Consider the following 15,652-nt stretch of genomic DNA (forward strand, 5'->3'; position numbering starts at 1 on the left):
CAAAGCTATTACTTTTGTTCATTAGCGGCTTGGACGATCGGATCCAAAGCTGTGATATCTTTTTCAATCATGGCTTCAAAATCAGCTGCATTCAGATAATCAATAAACAAGTTCTGTTTAGCCATGAAATCGATGAACTTTTGATCATTCACTGCCTTTTCAACAGCATCTTCCAATACGTTCACAACTTCATCGGGGGTATCACCGGGTACGGCAAGTCCGCGGTATGTACCGGCCCAACCAACATTAACTCCTTTTTCCTTCATTGTTGGTATATCCTTCAAATCCCCTTCAAGTCGTTCTTCGGCCATAATTGCCAACGGACGCAGGTCGCCGCTTTTGATTTGTGCGGTCACTTCACCAGGACCGTAAAGTCCGAATTCAGCTCTGCCGCCCAAAACCTCTACTACAGCCTGGGCTGTACCTTGAAAAGGAATAGTAGCAAACTTCAAATTTGCTGCTTGGGCAAATGGAATCCCATATAGACTTGGTGTGGAGGATGAAGCAAATTTCAGCTTTCCAGGATTCGCTTTTATATCATCAACCAGATCTTCAAACTTTTTATATTTAGATTTTGTGGAAACTACCAGTAAAGCAGGATCTCTATTCATATTCCCGATAAATTTAAAATCGGTTGTTTTAAACGGTGCGAGTTCGAGCAATGGAAGTGAAACGATCTCGCGGGTCGCCATCGTTAATGTGTACCCATCTGCTTTTGAATGTAGGCCTTCGTTCATCCCAACCGCACCGGAACCGCCTGTTTTATTGATAACCACTACATCCTTGCCAAGCTCGCTTTTCATCGATTCTGCCAGCGCACGGGCGACAAGATCAGTCCCTCCACCCGCAGCGAAAGGAACAATGAGCTCGATAGGCTTAGTTGGAAATTTTACAGAGGCTTTTTCATTTTGTTTAGCATTTGTCGAATTTGTTTGACTCGCGCATCCTGAAGTGAATAAGGATAATAGAAATAATCCAACCATTGCAATTTTCAGTGACTTTTTTTTCATAAATACCCCCATATTTTATTAAAATTAAAGGATTCCATATTTTCGGAACACTTTTGAAACACTCATTCCTTCAAGAATCTTCTCACGAACTAGATTTTCACTGCTGGCTTTTTCTAGTGCCTGTTGAATGACTTGGTCTTCTATTTCCTTTTGAATTACGACTACAATCACATGTACACCATAATTCTGTTATTTTCAATCGATACATCGTAAACTTTTACCTTGTATCTATCTGGATCGACAAGGGATTGGCCTGTCTTAATTTCGAACTCCCAGCCATGCCAAGGACAAATTAAAATTTCTCCGTCCTTTCCATAAATGTATTCATGCGGTTTTGAAGCCAATGTGGTTCCGGAAATTTTCCCTTTACACAGTTCCGCTTGCTGATGAGGACATACATTACGGATAGCAAAATAATTCTCACCATTATAGTAAACACCGATACTTCTTCCATTGATGTTAAAGATCTTGCATTTTCCGGTTTCAATTTCTCCGACTTCAGCTGCATCGTATTTTATCACCTCGAATTGCCTCCTGCTCCAATTGGATTAACATTGAATTGATACAGTTCAACAGCGTTTTCATACGCTACACGCCGACGCATCTCCTCAGGCAGTTTATTGAGCACAAATAATGGAGAGTCATTGTCCCAATGCGGGTAGTCTGTCGAAAAAAGCACTGTTTTTTCCGCCCGCATCATTCGAAGCATTTGAATGAGTTCCTGATTATCCGGCTCTTCGATAGGCTGGGTTGTAAAACGGCAATGTTCGATAATATATTCACTTGGTTTGCGTTGCAGCCACGGGACCTCACTCCGCATACCCCGAAAATTTTTATCCATTCTCCACATCAAATGAGGAAGCCAAGCTAAACCACCTTCAACGAATACCACTTTCAATGTTGGAAAAGTTTCAAACACTCCCTCACAAACAAGACTGTTCAACTGTGACATATGGTGGATAGCTAAGATATTGTGGCGTTCAAAATTTGTCGTTGGATAACCCACTGCGGTCGTCGGTGGATTGATTCCGTCACCTTCGCCACCCCCGTGAATAGCGATGACCAAATTGTTCCGTACAGCTGCCTCGTAAATAGGATAGTATCGTCGTTGTCCATAGGGTTCACGTGACCCGGAAGTTAGAAGAACCTGAACCACTTTTGGGTGTGAACCAAGGCGATCAATTTCTTGTGCAGCCAATAACGGATCCTGAGTAGCCACTACGATTGATGCTAGCCATCGATCATCAGATGGTATCCAAGTGTCAAGAGTATAGTCATTGAATGCAGAGGCCAACGATGCAGCGTAATCAGGGTTATTATGTGCAGACACCGAAAGCAGATTACCTGTAAGAATGGCTCTGTCTATACTGTAGCGATCTAAGAAATCAACTTTCGCAAATCCTGGATCCGAACCAGCAGGAAGTTCGTTTCCAGGTGATGCATCACTGCGTTCCAAAGAAATGGGGCGATAGAGCAGGAATGGTAATGTAGCGTTATAGGCATTTAGTCTGTCCCACCATACCCTTGGCATATAAGGTTTTAAATCTTCGTAGCTTTTTACTCCTTGGTGAACGTCACAATCAATAATTCCATGGTTAAACTTGGATTGCTTCTTCATTTTGTCGGAATTCATATGTGATACCTCCTATTTTTCACTTTATTATCTATGGTCATATGTACTATGCCAGCTCGATCATTATTGCTAAATCACCTTTGTGAGCGGTTACATTCGTGAGATCTCCAAGATTCCTGATCTTTCAATACTAATATCTAATATATCAGTTAATTCTATAGCTCAAATTATAACCTATTAAAATATTCTGTCAATTGTTTTTTGTACTCTTGGATAAAACTTCTCGCTCTTCATTTTTTGTATAAAGGCTTTTTCGTAACTCCCTTTTCAGCCGTCACTAAAGAGCCGCCGATTCCAACTGCGACGGCACCTGCCCGAAAAAACCTGCAACCCTTCGTGCCTGAGAAATGCTGTATGATTTGGAGGAAACACAATCATTGCTTCTCCAATAGTTACTACATTCCATGTCAAACCTCTCGACCGGCTTGTTCTCTTTGTAAAAAGTCGTGAAAAATATCCTGCCTTACTTCATCAATATGGCGGCCCATTAATTCCTTAGCATTATCGATTTGATTGTTATACATTGCTTTGATAATTTTCCGGTGCATTCCAATGGCCTGTAAAGGACGGTCAAAGTTTACAGTCATGATTACGCCAAACCACTTAATTTGTACTTCTAAAGAATTCATAATCATGATCAATCGGTTATTATTCGAATGTTGTATAAATGTATTATGAAGATTTCTGTCAGACTGAAAAAACGTATCTGCAGACCCTTTTTCCAGATCGGCCTCTGCATGGTCTGCTTCTTCTAACAAAGCCGTATAGACTTCTTTCGACACATGAGGAGCAGCCAGTTCTACCGCTACGCATTCCAACGGTTTACGGACGTCATAAATTTCTTGAATGTCCTTTGAACGTGGAATACTTACATACGTACCAGAACGTGGTTTTACCTCAATCAAATTATCAAGCTGGAGCCTATTCAGCGCATCACGCAACGGCGTCCGGCTGACTCCAAGTTCAGCAATAAGTTGTTCGTACTCTATCTTGGAACCAGGCTTTAATTCACTATTCACAATTTTATCGCGTAAATGCAAATAGACTCTTTCGTTTAGGTTTAAATTGTCAAAATGTAATTTTTCTTCCAAAGTATATCCCTCAATGTCTAAGTTTTTAATACCATTTTACTAAATTCCCCTTCTTATTTCACTTGAATTACAGCAACTCTTTTATTTTCATAAGCATTAGCTATATCTGTTTGGCATCCTCTTTATTTGTCAAGTCTTCTAAATAATCTATTTGCATGATATAACTCCCTTTTTTTGTTCAAAAGTTCCGCTTTTTAAATTCAGGTAAACAATCAATATTTCTAACTTAACGTTTCAACCACGGCTGCGATAGCCAACCAAAGAGTTACTAACGTAGAAGCCACGAGCAAAATGTTCTCGAACCAATTGTTGCGATATTTCCCTAGTGTCTTTTGATTTGAAAGGATAAGAATTCCTATTAATATTGCTGGCATACCAATAACCCCCAGGACGTTAACATACACAGCCAATGTTACAACTCCAGGCATGCCAGGAATAGACCAAATAATGGGCGTCACCAGAATAAATAAACTAAACCACTTGAACATCGGGTCATTTTCATATTTTTCTCCATATTTTTTCTTCCTTTCCGGTTTTACTTGATGAAGAGCATCAACGATTACTTTTGGAAGTCCATTCGAAAAGGCAATTATACTACTATACACGACGGCGAATACGCCGATATAGAACAAAAGCGATCCAAAATATCCAAAGTAAAGGGAAAGGGCCATTGAGATATCATTTATACTACTGACTACAATATTATTTGGTCTCAAAATTTCGGCACCTACAATCCAAATGGCCAAGATAATAATAATGGACATAAAAGTAGCGAAGAGTAAATCATTACGCTGCAATTTTTTATGGAGTGGATTAACCCATCCCTTTTCCTTCATGTAATAGGGATAAAGAAAGTTGGTTACCGAACCCGTAACCGAACCTGCTAATGAAATCGCCATCAGGACTGCTCCGTAAAAACCAACATCCGCTGGAATATCAAACCCAAGCGTGCCTTTTATAATCCCGGTCATACTCGGTGTTGACCAGATTGCTAACCCAATAAATACAAGCGTCAAAAGCACCAGAAAGACCTTCATAACATTTTCAATGGTATTAAAAACATTCTTTCTAATGACAAAAAGTGCAGATAAGACGACAATAACCGACCATATAAAAGGGTAATCAAAACGAAAGAGCCATGCAAGCGCTTCCCCTGCTCCGCTTATCATATAAGACGTGTACAAATGTCCCATGATTAGCGCGTAAAATCCTATAAATATAGGAAAGAATTTATGAACTCGTCGAAAACCTTCTATAATAGAAAACCCCTCGGAGTTGGAAAGCTGGTAACGGGACATGATATTCACAATGACAAAACGGATGATGAGGGAAAGAGGCAGGATCCACATCAAACTGTAGCCGTAACTTGATCCGGAAATCGAAGCATTTACAAGATCTGCTGCACCCAACTCCCCCAATACATATATGATTCCCGGCCCAAAGGCCAGCATTAACCCTTTTAATCCCTTTTTTTCAACAGTTTCAGTCCCAACTTGCATTTTTCTTGTTTCAGTTTCAAGTGGAATTTGACTCTCCTCCTGTCTTTTATAAACTATTGGAATTTACCGTACCAAATAACTCTTTACTATCCACATGGCATCACACTTTTATAAAATCTTCTACCTTCTCACGATGGAGAAACTAGTTCTGATGCAACAGCCATATTAAACGGGTACTATTTCATAAAATAATTGCTGATTTTACCTAAAACAAAATCCCTTGTTTTTGAAAAATGAATTGCTCAAAAACAAGGGGTTCATTTTTCTATTCTTCAACAAAGAACTGAAAACAAACTCTTCTCTAATTGGTGCTGTAGAGGATATAATTCGTTCAATTTAATACCTACCGTTTGCAATGCCAAGGACTGCTAACCATTTAGCAATTTACTATTCTAAAATCTTAATTCCTTAATCGGAATATTGTTTTGCTCACAATAATCATAGTACAGTTTCATCTTACTAAAGACGTCATCCTGCTTTATCACTTGATCATTATCATCCAAATATTGAATGCTACCCTCAAGAATGAATAGAGTAATCATTTCCTCATCCCCATCAACCAGCAGCGTATGTATATCTCCTGGCGGCTCAAATACATACGAGCCTGCAGTAGCTACCCATTCTCTCTCCAAGTATCTCCACTGTCCTTGTAATGTATAGGCCATTACTTTTCCGCCTGTGTGGCGATGACGATTTACAGCTCCACCCGGTTTCACTTTCAATAGATTAATCCAACTGCCTGTAGTTAAATCAAAACGAAGAGGTTTAAACCATACTCGATCAGATTGCGGGATCCAAGGAATGTCATTAATGTTAATGGCCTGATCACTTAATTGGAATTGTTCTGTAAAACTATTTAAATCTGTAACCATTTTTCTTCCTCCTTCAAATTCACTGTGTATTGTGATTATGTCAATGCAGGCTGTGATACTGGCGGATATAAGGATGGATCACCTGCCAGTATTCCACCATCAACAGGTATAATCGCCCCCGTTACGAAACTTGCCTCTGTCGAGACAAGAAATTCTACAACTGCTGCTACCTCATCTGGCGTTCCAAATCTTTTCTGCGGCGTACGTGATAAAATTCTTTCCCTGAATATCGGATCTTTTGTTGCACCTGATGCAAGAGGCGTCTCGATATAACCAGGGCTAACTGCATTTACACGGATGTTGTCCTTTGCCCACTCTACTGCGAGACATTTTGTTACCTGTACAATCCCACCCTTAGATGCTGCGTACGATAACAAATTGGTGCTTCCATAGTGAGCAAGCATGGAGGCAAAATTGACAATCGCTCCTCCCCCTTTTTCAGCCATATAGGGGTGAACTGCCTGACAAATGTGTACACTTCCCTGGAGATTGATTCCTAAAATCGTATCTAACTCTCCCTCATCAACGGATGCAGCTGGCGAACGACGAATGATTCCCGCACAATTAACCAGTATATCTAAAGTTCCAAATGTGTCTTTTATTTGTCGTAAAACCTCTTTTGATTCGGTTTGCTTCGTTACATCTGCTTTAAAAAACACAACATTTTTACCCTGCTCAACCAACGCTTTTGCCTGCGCTTCCCCTTTTTCGGCAGATATATCCACGATAGCAACTGCCATTCCTCGATTAGCAAGACGGCTAACCACAGCTAATCCAAGCCCGGAGGCTCCTCCTGTTACAATGGCAACCTTATTTTTTTCCATTTTCTCACCTCCAATCAAAAGTGTATAATCCAAAGAGCTGATATCTAATATATTAGATTTTACTCATACTTATATTGTAGATCATTTTTTCGTATTGTCAATGCAGTTTTTTATCTTTTCTGAAAATTTTATTCTAATCCTCACATAGAGATGTGATTAAGATATTAATCTTTACTTTGGTATATTATAGTAGAGAAGCGATTTAAGAGGGTCGACTGAGTTATGGACATACATAATAGATGTTAAAAAAAAATTGGCTGGCGAAAAAGCAGCAGAGTTGATAGAGGACGGGATGACTATCGGATTGGGCTCGGGTTCAACTGTATTCTGGACAATAAAAAAACTAGCTGAAATTGTAAATCTGAAGATAAAAGGTATCCCCTCTTCTCTCAGCACTGAAAGATGGACAAAAGAATTTGGCATACCTTTAACAGACTTTTGGAAGTTCAGAAGCTTGACTTAGCCAGACGAAGTAAATCCTGATTTTAACCTTATTAAGGGGGAGGAGGATCCTTCTTAAGAGAGAAAATAGTGGACTCTTCTGCTAAAGAGTTATTCATTGTCGACGATAATTCATAAGTCGTATCACAATTAGGTGATTTTGCATTACCGGTTGAAGTCATTCAGTTCGGTTGAAAGGCAACAGCTCAAAAAGTTTCTCAGTCCGGATGCATCCTGTCCGCAGACACCTTCGTTGTCGGATTGTTTGCCAGTGGCAGCGACGTGGCAGGCGAATATCGGTCATCCACATTGCCACTGGCAGATGTAATTAGTCCGTTTCTTTGTCGGTATCAAGCTACTAGTCTACTTCCTCCCATTATAAAACGTCTGTAACAATATAAAAGTTTGGTGCCAGTCCATTTTTTGGTATTTTAACTCGATAGATTCCAAATACATCTACTTTTTACTATATTTTATTTACCATTTGATATGCTGTTTCGTAGAGTAAGGATCATGTTCAAGGAGATATTGTTGCAGTGCAGGAAGGTCATCTGTGTTGATGAGATCCACCCCAGCTGTTAATAACTCATCCCAGACAGGCTCACGGTTCGGCAGTGCCATGTCAGGAGTAGCCCAGAAACGGACGATCTGACCGTTGTCATACGCTGTTTTGACGATATGGTTCAGCTTCTCCCGTTCATCCTCTGGCATCTCCCCAACCCCTTGCCATGTAAAATGCTTCGTCCAGTTGTCACTAATGACCGGCATAAATTGATTCGGTGCATTCGTTCCAAGATCACTCATTCGACCATCATATGTGGCGTAACGGATTTTCTGATTTTCCATCAATTCACGCGGACGGTTTCCAGAAATAATTACTGTAACAGCACTTTGCTTCACTTTTGACTTTGAGAATTTTGTGAGTATCTTCTGGTATTGGGTTAGCTGTTCGTGAATTTCCTTATATGTAGCTGCGTCTTCAGATTTAATGTCAATCCAAAGCAAGAAGTCCTGATCTGCCCCTTTGTACACAGACCCTCGATTTTGGCGCACCTTTTCTTTTAATGGATCTAAATATAGGGACTTTAGTGTCCGCTCCGATTCTACGTTACTTTGATCGTGTGCCACCAGAAGTTCCCCGTCTTCCAGCCATACATCTGCTTCCACGCTTGTAAACCCGTGATCTAGAGCATCATAGAGCGGACGTTCATGCTCATAATCATTGTGCGCATGCGCTTTCGCAAGCGGGACCACAGTTGATTTTTTCATAGCATGCTCTGCTGAGGCCAAAGTTGAAGAAAAAGGCATAACAAATGCTGTAACTGCTAATGACATCTTTACCCACCATTTTTTCACGTTTTTTCCTCCTATCCATCTCGTTTCAATTCAATCCTAACTTACTATTCTAGTAAAACAATGGAATTAACTGAACTTTAACAAACTCTAAAAAGATGGTTTACAAGTAGGATAAAAAGGCTAAGTCGATGCCTAACCGACTTTTTCGGGACATTTGTTCTTAGAATATTTTATACAAATTCTCCGAATCCCTTAGTTCCCTCCACCATAATAATTCCAGGATGGGCGTACTCACTACTATCACATCTACTAGCTCAAAGGCCTCATTAAATGAAGCAATAGCTCTTTTTCGAATGTGCTGGGCCTGTACATATTCGTAGCCTTTTGCTAATAAACTATCCTCCAAGCGTTGCAACACTTCGGGCTGGTATTTTTCTTTTTCTCCTTGAAGGTGTTCCTCGTGAATCGCATATGCTTCACTCTGAATGGTTTTCATTTGAGCCCAGGAAACCTCTGAAAGAACGGGTATGTGAACGGGAATGACTTCAGCTCCCATCTCTTTTATAGCATAGTAGTTTGAATTTACACAATGTTCAAACAAATAAAAACCTATGCATAGATTGCATAGGTTTTTATTTGACTCCGCTATGATATCTTTTATTATAATGAATTGTCTCAAGTGGTTTACTATGCATAGATGCATAAACAATTATGGACAATAGCATACCACTCTATTTTTTTCTTAAACAAAGAAGCTTCCTGCTAACTGTCGATTGATTTATTCCTAATGCTACCGCCATCCTTGTCGTCGAATGATACTTTTTTTGAGCCATAGATAAAAGCTCTTCCTCTAGTAATTGAATTCCTTCTTTCAAGGAAATGATAGAATTAACATGAACAGCCTTTTTATATAGTCTAGCTTAAAAAAGAATCGTCCTCACTTGATTCGTTTTCACTTTCAACTGAATCTTATTATCTTCTATTTCCAAAGTTTCTGAAGATTTTTCATTAAGGTTTACTATGTGAGCTTGCTGGATTGGTCGCTTAAATTCAAACGAAGCTGTTTTTTCTTCGTCTGTTGGATTATAAAAACGCAATACAAATTGCTCATCCTTTTCTGCTTTTTTCAGGGTGCTTAATACAACTTCTGGTTGCTCTTCTTTTAAAAAGCTGAATTGGACAGGAGTTGTAACCTCTGCTTTGTTTAGCTTCATTGCATTGAATGGAATTTTGTTGTAAAGGTGAATCGGTGTTAGATACTCTTTTGCCATACGTGCAACATTTGCTTGTAAGGTAGCATGTAGATGTGTGACAATCGCAAATTCCAATGTCAGCTTTCCAAGCATTTGTGAGTCAGGAGTGGGCAAGTTAATACCAGAAGGACGGCCCGGTCTTCTGAGCATATTCTCTTTCCCAAGAACGCCCACACTTCTAAATAGTGTAATAGCAATGGTATCATACTGATCACCAACAATTTCATACTCTCTCGTGCTATTTGTTAAAACACTCATTCCATACTCCTCATTTGATAAACCAACAAAGCTTAACATCGGATAGATGGAGTCCGGACGTTCATCCCAGTTCTCCTGCTCCCAAACATCCATCGCACTATCGTATACATCACGTTTAATGAATCCAAATTGGTTATCAGAAACAGAGAACGCAGAAGCGATACCAGTTGGGATCAGGGCTCTGAGACGATGATCTTTGGCATGATTATTAATTTCTAATTTCACTTCAATGATCGGCTTATGATTTGGTATCGTTAATACGATATGAACATCTACTGAGCTATTGACAACCTGTTCTTTTCGCTTATTCAAATCTTCCGGTACATCCAAATTGTATTGAATCTCAACGGCAGCCCCATATTGATTTTGCTTCATCTCTACGTTTGCCTTTACTTGATCACTGTAGATTAATGTTTCGTTTGGTAATGGAGAGAAATCATACTCATCACCATCATCTCCGCCATTTTCAAGCAAAAGAACCTCGTTGAACATTTTGTTTAAGCGCTTGTCAAAGATATTTAAGGTACCGTTTGGATTAACGGTAATTTCATAAAAGTCTGTTTCAATTTGCTCTTTAGAAACGATTGAGTTATTCATACTTCCCTCATTTTCTACCACAAAATACGTTTTGTAGCCTAACGAAGGAATGCGGTCCTTCAATTGAACCGTATATTTAATAAATGGATCATAGTTCCCGTAATGCACAATCTGCCGGTCTATTAATCCAGGGTCAATAATCTCACTGTTAATAACATCAAACTTCATTTCGTTGGAAGCTTCATCTATTAACGTAAAAGACTTTAGTTTAGAAATAACAGTAGTTGTAATCACTTCTTCACGATCATACGGCAGCAAGTTGAAGGCAGTAAGACGGTCATAGTTCCAATCAGTATCCATGGAATCAACAATTTTTCGCTTATAAAAAGTAATTAGTTGATCGACTTTTTCTTCAGCAAGGAAGAAACGGTTGCAAATTTCCCGGTGCACTTTATCCGAACAGCAGCAGCCAATACTGTCATGAGCATGGTTTTTCATGATTTCTTTCCAAATGAGTTCAATTAACCCATGATGGTATTCAAAGCCTAAGCTGTATGCCAGCGTTGCAAGTGGTTCTAGAATGTTGGTGAGCTTGTTTTCAATTCTGGCGTTTGCCGCCTTTATGTCCATACGAGTAGAGTAGATGCTGCGGTGAACGCGTGCATACTTTCCATCGATAAATTCACCTTGTAGCGTTGGTAAATCTTTATTTTTTTCTAATTCATCAAAGATGTTTTCATATTTGCTTAGGAAGAATTCCCGGTCTGGATATAGCTTTCGAAGCTTTTCCATAATCGTAAAAATATTTGTTTGAATCGGCATTTGATCATGGCCGTTTGGCAGAATAATATTGTCTGTCGTCGCACCACGGTCCAACACGGCAAAATATTTGTCAATGCGCTCTTGAAGCTTTTCCTTATCTTCAGGCAGGTATTTGCCAATTGCATAACCTAAAGGAAATAATTGAACGAGCACTTTAGAACCGTCACCCGTTTCCCAATAAAATTCGGTTTTATCGGTGCCATGGCGTTCAGAAGTTCCCCGCCAAAAAATCGAGTATTTAATATCAAAGCCGTTCAAAATTTGCGGCATTTGCGAAGATTGACCGAATGAATCAGGAAGGTAGCCAATAGGCATATGGCTGCCAAATTCTGCGCTATCTTTTATTCCATATAATAAATTTCGAACAATCGATTCTCCGCCGACGACCATTTCGTCGGTTTGCGTATACCAAGGTCCTATAATCAGCTTCCCCGCTTGTACGAGTTTTTTGATTCTTTCTTTATTTTCAGGCTTCACTGCGAAGTAGTCTTCAAGAATAGACGTTTGACCATCTAAAACATAATAAGGATAGTCCGGGTTGTTCTCCAGCATCTCGATGATTTCTTCCATGTTGTTCACTAATAAAATTCTCGATTCCTCGGTTGAAAAGTACCATTCTCTATCCCAATGCATATGCGGAACGATATGAACTTTTTTCATGATGTCCTCCTATCAATGTTAATCACAAGCTGCTTATGCAGCAGCTTGTGAGGCTTTTTTACGCTTTTCTTTATTTAATTTGCTTTTTCTTGTTGCAATTAAAAGAACCATTGAAACCAAAGCACCAATCAATGCCGCACCGAACCAAATTCCGCCAGCAGCCAGCAAAGGTTTTCCTTGCAGCAAGGCCAGTGAGAAAATCCCGGCACCAGGTACATTTAAGCCGATGTTGAAGTAGGAAACAATCGCTCCTGTAATCGCCGACCCTGCTATCAGAGACGGGATAACGCGGAGTGGATCGTTCATCATGAACGGAATCGCTCCTTCTGTTATTCCTGCTAAACCTAACAGCCATGTTTGTTTTCCTACTTCTCTTTCTGAATGAGTAAAATGTTTTTTGCCAATAATCGTTGCGCCGGTGACGGAAAAAGCCGATACCATTTTCACGGAAGCAAAAGTAGCATAAGGAATAAAATTGCCGCTTGCCATTGCGCCAATACAGAATGTATAGGCTGCTTTATTCACAGGGCCACCCAGATCAAAAGATACCATCGCACCGATTAAAGCTCCTAATATAATCGCATTCGTCCCGGACATGCTCTGCAGCCATTCGATCAGACCTGTGTTTATAAATGCTAACGGTTTTCCGACAACAAATAACATAATCGAACCAACGACGAGGGTGCCAACGACAGGATACAACCAGAAGCTGATAAATCCAGCAAACGTTCCTCTCGGTTTTACAGATTGCTTTAAGAATTTAAGGAAATAACCTGCCAAAATACCACCAAGCATACCTCCCAAGAAACCGCTGCCAATTAAGTTAGCAGCGACACCTGCTGCAAAACCCGGAGCTAAGGCCGGCTTATCAGCAATGGAGTAGGCCATATACCCTGCAAGAATCGGTACCATGAGCTGGCCTAATAATGTTCCGCCTAATTGTCTTAATAGCCAAAGCCATGATCCTTCTTCATTGTAAAGATCCTGAAGATCAAAGGCCTGTGAGATTAAAACAGCTGCTGCCAAGGTCATACCACCGGCCACGATGATTGGGATGATATAGGATATACCTGTTAAGATAGAATCTTTTATTTCTGTCTTGAACCGTTTCTTATCATTTTCTTCCGGAACCTCTGAAGCGCTTTCTTCCGGTGCATGATCTCTTTTTGGAGTGTTTTCAGCTTTCTCCAAAGCCTGCGTTAAAAGCCCTTTTGCATTTTTAAGCGGTGCTGCCACTGAAGTTTTAATTTTTGGAAGATGAGCATATCTTTCTTCATCTTTCACAGCCACGTCCACTGCGAAAATAACAGCATCCGCTTTAGCTAACAATCCTTTGGTATGGCGGTCTTCGATACCATTTGCACCCTGCTTTTCTACAAATATATCGATACCTAATTCTTTACCTGCCTTGACCAGAGCTTCCGCTGCCATATAAGTATGCGCAATGCCTGCCGGACAGGCGGTAACCGCTAGTATGGTCTTATCTATTTTCTTCACTTCTAATGCTTTTTCCTCATCCAGACGGTCCAAATTCTTGTATAGCTCCTGGTTTGTTTTCGAAGTCAATAAACGGTTTTTATAAGCTTCATTAGATAGCCTTGTCACAAATTCAGATAATAACGAAAGGTGGGTAGAACCCGCTTCATTTTCTGGTATAGCCAGTAAAATTACTAGTTCCACTTTATTATTTGGGTCAATACTTTCCCAAGTAGTTAAAGGCTTTTGAAGGGTCGCGACGGCAAAGGAAGCCTCTTTTACGGCTGTCGACTTTCCATGAGGTATTGCCAGCCCGCCTTCAAAACCAGTTGCTGATAAATTCTCTCTGTCCATTACAGCCTGATAGAAGGTTTCCTCAGAATGCAGTTTTCCTGCTTCGGCTAACTTTTTAATCAAGTACTTTATAATTTCATCTTTAGAGCTAAAAGACTGCTTCGTGCTAGTTAAGGCTGGTGAGGTAAGACTTTTTAATAACACGCTTGTACCCCCTTTGTTTCTCTATGGTAAATGATACTTTCATCGTAGCATAAAAAAAATAAGAAGAGATTTTCTTCTTATTTTTACACGTATAGGGTTGGTAAAAGCGCTTTCATGTGTATTTATACACAGTGCCGGATGACTCCCAATAATATTCGGATAAGGTCCGTAAAACAATCATTAGCGGGGTTCTATCGGTGATGTTATAGCCGTTAAGCGTTTTACCTGGAGAATAACAATATAAATGTATATCCGCTAACTTCTGCAAGGAGTTTCTTGTAAAATGAGTGAGTGAAATAATCTTGACTCCTCTTTCCTTGCCTAACGCGGCAATCTCTAAAACCTGAGAGGTTTCGCCCGACAAACTGAGGAGAAAAAGAACATCTTCTTGATCAAGCTTGTTTATCTCATGGATGATTTCATGGCGATGCATGTAAAATTCGGACTGTTTTCCGACAATTTTAAGATTCTTCACCATCATCTCACAGAAAGGAACAGTATCCCCCACCCCGAAAAAAAGAACCTGCTTCGCTTCATGCAGCATTCGAGTCACAATCGCAATCTTATCTATATCGATTAAACTAAACGTTTTTTGCAGATTAAAGTGCAAACTGTCTTCTAAATTCTCCTGTTCTGTAAAAAGTTCTTCCTTCAGACTGTTCTTAAGCTGAGAGTAGCCATCATATCCTATTTTCTTAGAAAGTCTTGTAATCGTATTAGGTACAGTAAACAAATTTGACGCGAGAGATTGAATCGAAAGCTTGACTACTTCTTTCTTATTATCAATGATATATTCAATAATTTGATCATCTGTATCATTTAGCTTATATTCGAATTTTTGAGCCCGCTCCTCAAAAAGCATTTCAGAAATCACCCCTGAGTATCTTCTCCAAATTACTCCCCAACAACTGGATCCTCTTCATATTCTCTTTCCCCCAAATTTTGAGCAAATCTTAATAAATAACCGTCTGGGTCAACGATTAAAAATTCTTTCTGTCCTATTAATTTAGTGTCTGCTCTGTACCAATTATCCTGAATTTCTATCTTAATCGGATACTGATGAATTCTCACATTCTCATATAATTCGTTACTATTATTTACTACAATTTGGAAATTAATCCCTCTCCCAAAAGGATAAGATAGCTCCCCAGTCTTCCAGTAGTCATTTATTTCTTCAATCATAATTTGACAGTCATCTAGTGATAGCAGAGCAAACTTATCCTCTGGACGTTGGTACTCTAACTTAAACAAAAGAATATTTAAATAAAAATTAAGACTTTTATTTATATCTGAAACAGATAACTCTGGTACTAATGCATTCATTCTAAACACCATATATATATTCATCTCCTCTAAAATCGCAACATCCTGCAGGTGAAAGATTGCACGAAAACCCACTCAAACTTTTTGAACTAAACTGTCAGGTAGTTGAGGATTGAAAATAAAATTACACCTTTTAATATTTCATTATACCAAAAACGT

The 15,652-nt window shown here is 39.5% G+C and carries 16 protein-coding genes; 1 reads left to right on the forward strand and 15 read right to left on the reverse strand.

The window, feature by feature from the left end; genetic code table 11:
• Positions 1-8: 8 nt before the first annotated feature.
• From ELQ35_RS01020 to ELQ35_RS01050, 8 genes are all read right to left on the reverse strand, one after another.
• Positions 9-1,010: a tripartite tricarboxylate transporter substrate binding protein gene (locus tag ELQ35_RS01020; protein ID WP_185861600.1), complete on the reverse strand. Its 1,002-nt coding sequence runs from the start codon at positions 1,008-1,010 to the stop codon at positions 9-11.
• A 24-nt stretch (positions 1,011-1,034) separates the two neighbouring features.
• A complete protein-coding gene (locus ELQ35_RS22440; protein WP_185861601.1) occupies positions 1,035-1,181 on the reverse strand; it encodes a hypothetical protein in 147 nt (48 codons plus the stop codon).
• Positions 1,178-1,531, reverse strand: coding sequence for a Rieske (2Fe-2S) protein (locus ELQ35_RS01025; RefSeq protein WP_126862994.1), 354 nt, complete (start codon positions 1,529-1,531; stop codon positions 1,178-1,180). The genes ELQ35_RS22440 and ELQ35_RS01025 overlap by 4 nt, the downstream gene beginning before the upstream one ends.
• Positions 1,528-2,541 (reverse strand): amidohydrolase family protein, encoded by a 1,014-nt coding sequence (locus ELQ35_RS01030; RefSeq protein WP_246025924.1) that lies wholly within the window; start codon positions 2,539-2,541, stop codon positions 1,528-1,530. The genes ELQ35_RS01025 and ELQ35_RS01030 overlap by 4 nt, the downstream gene beginning before the upstream one ends.
• A gap of 509 nt (positions 2,542-3,050) precedes the next feature.
• A complete protein-coding gene (locus ELQ35_RS01035; protein WP_126862996.1) occupies positions 3,051-3,734 on the reverse strand; it encodes a GntR family transcriptional regulator in 684 nt (227 codons plus the stop codon).
• 221 nt (positions 3,735-3,955) lie between these two features.
• Positions 3,956-5,233, reverse strand: coding sequence for an Nramp family divalent metal transporter (locus ELQ35_RS01040; RefSeq protein ID WP_126862997.1), 1,278 nt, complete (start codon positions 5,231-5,233; stop codon positions 3,956-3,958).
• A gap of 392 nt (positions 5,234-5,625) precedes the next feature.
• Positions 5,626-6,105, reverse strand: coding sequence for a 2,4'-dihydroxyacetophenone dioxygenase family protein (locus ELQ35_RS01045; protein ID WP_126862998.1), 480 nt, complete (start codon positions 6,103-6,105; stop codon positions 5,626-5,628).
• Positions 6,106-6,140: 35 nt separating this feature from the next.
• Positions 6,141-6,929: an SDR family NAD(P)-dependent oxidoreductase gene (locus tag ELQ35_RS01050; protein ID WP_126862999.1), complete on the reverse strand. Its 789-nt coding sequence runs from the start codon at positions 6,927-6,929 to the stop codon at positions 6,141-6,143.
• A 253-nt stretch (positions 6,930-7,182) separates the two neighbouring features.
• Between ELQ35_RS01050 and ELQ35_RS01055 the strand changes: the two genes are divergently transcribed.
• A complete protein-coding gene (locus ELQ35_RS01055; protein WP_126863000.1) occupies positions 7,183-7,392 on the forward strand; it encodes a sugar phosphate isomerase family in 210 nt (69 codons plus the stop codon).
• A gap of 455 nt (positions 7,393-7,847) precedes the next feature.
• On the opposite strand, the gene ELQ35_RS01060 is transcribed toward ELQ35_RS01055, so the two are convergent.
• The 7 genes from ELQ35_RS01060 to ELQ35_RS01085 form a co-directional block, all read right to left on the reverse strand.
• Positions 7,848-8,726: a phosphatidylinositol-specific phospholipase C/glycerophosphodiester phosphodiesterase family protein gene (locus ELQ35_RS01060; RefSeq protein ID WP_221884940.1), complete on the reverse strand. Its 879-nt coding sequence runs from the start codon at positions 8,724-8,726 to the stop codon at positions 7,848-7,850.
• A 160-nt stretch (positions 8,727-8,886) separates the two neighbouring features.
• A complete protein-coding gene (locus tag ELQ35_RS01065; RefSeq protein ID WP_126863001.1) occupies positions 8,887-9,162 on the reverse strand; it encodes a hypothetical protein in 276 nt (91 codons plus the stop codon).
• A 235-nt stretch (positions 9,163-9,397) separates the two neighbouring features.
• Complete coding sequence (locus ELQ35_RS23620; RefSeq protein ID WP_185861602.1) at positions 9,398-9,541, reverse strand: hypothetical protein; 144 nt, start codon at positions 9,539-9,541, stop codon at positions 9,398-9,400.
• Between the two features lie 45 nt (positions 9,542-9,586).
• The gene (gene mngB / locus ELQ35_RS01070) at positions 9,587-12,196 is read right to left on the reverse strand and encodes a mannosylglycerate hydrolase (protein WP_126863002.1); all 2,610 of its coding nucleotides are present in this window, start codon (positions 12,194-12,196) and stop codon (positions 9,587-9,589) included.
• Between the two features lie 33 nt (positions 12,197-12,229).
• On the reverse strand, positions 12,230-14,170 hold the full coding sequence (gene mngA, locus ELQ35_RS01075; RefSeq protein WP_126863003.1) for a PTS 2-O-a-mannosyl-D-glycerate transporter subunit IIABC: 1,941 nt from the start codon (positions 14,168-14,170) through the stop codon (positions 12,230-12,232).
• Between the two features lie 112 nt (positions 14,171-14,282).
• Entirely contained in the window at positions 14,283-15,032 is a 750-nt protein-coding gene (locus ELQ35_RS01080) for a MurR/RpiR family transcriptional regulator (RefSeq protein ID WP_126863004.1), read from the reverse strand.
• 32 nt (positions 15,033-15,064) lie between these two features.
• Positions 15,065-15,493, reverse strand: a complete 429-nt coding sequence (locus ELQ35_RS01085; protein ID WP_246025925.1) for a bleomycin resistance protein — start codon at positions 15,491-15,493, stop codon at positions 15,065-15,067.
• Positions 15,494-15,652 lie beyond the last annotated feature (159 nt).

The sequence above is a fragment of the Peribacillus cavernae genome, assembly GCF_003989135.1.
Lineage (GTDB): Bacteria > Bacillota > Bacilli > Bacillales > DSM-1321 > Peribacillus > Peribacillus cavernae.

Coding starts and splice junctions, on each gene's coding strand:
- ELQ35_RS01080 (WP_126863004.1), bottom strand. CDS start 15,032: ATGCTTTTTGAGGAGCGGGCTCAAAAATTCGAATATAAGCTAAATGAT.
- mngB (WP_126863002.1), bottom strand. CDS start 12,196: ATGAAAAAAGTTCATATCGTTCCGCATATGCATTGGGATAGAGAATGG.
- ELQ35_RS01050 (WP_126862999.1), bottom strand. CDS start 6,929: ATGGAAAAAAATAAGGTTGCCATTGTAACAGGAGGAGCCTCCGGGCTT.
- ELQ35_RS01030 (WP_246025924.1), bottom strand. CDS start 2,541: ATGCCAAGGGTATGGTGGGACAGACTAAATGCCTATAACGCTACATTA.
- ELQ35_RS01085 (WP_246025925.1), bottom strand. CDS start 15,493: ATGAATGCATTAGTACCAGAGTTATCTGTTTCAGATATAAATAAAAGT.
- ELQ35_RS01045 (WP_126862998.1), bottom strand. CDS start 6,105: ATGGTTACAGATTTAAATAGTTTTACAGAACAATTCCAATTAAGTGAT.
- ELQ35_RS01020 (WP_185861600.1), bottom strand. CDS start 1,010: ATGAAAAAAAAGTCACTGAAAATTGCAATGGTTGGATTATTTCTATTA.
- ELQ35_RS01065 (WP_126863001.1), bottom strand. CDS start 9,162: ATGAAAACCATTCAGAGTGAAGCATATGCGATTCACGAGGAACACCTT.
- ELQ35_RS01040 (WP_126862997.1), bottom strand. CDS start 5,233: ATGCAAGTTGGGACTGAAACTGTTGAAAAAAAGGGATTAAAAGGGTTA.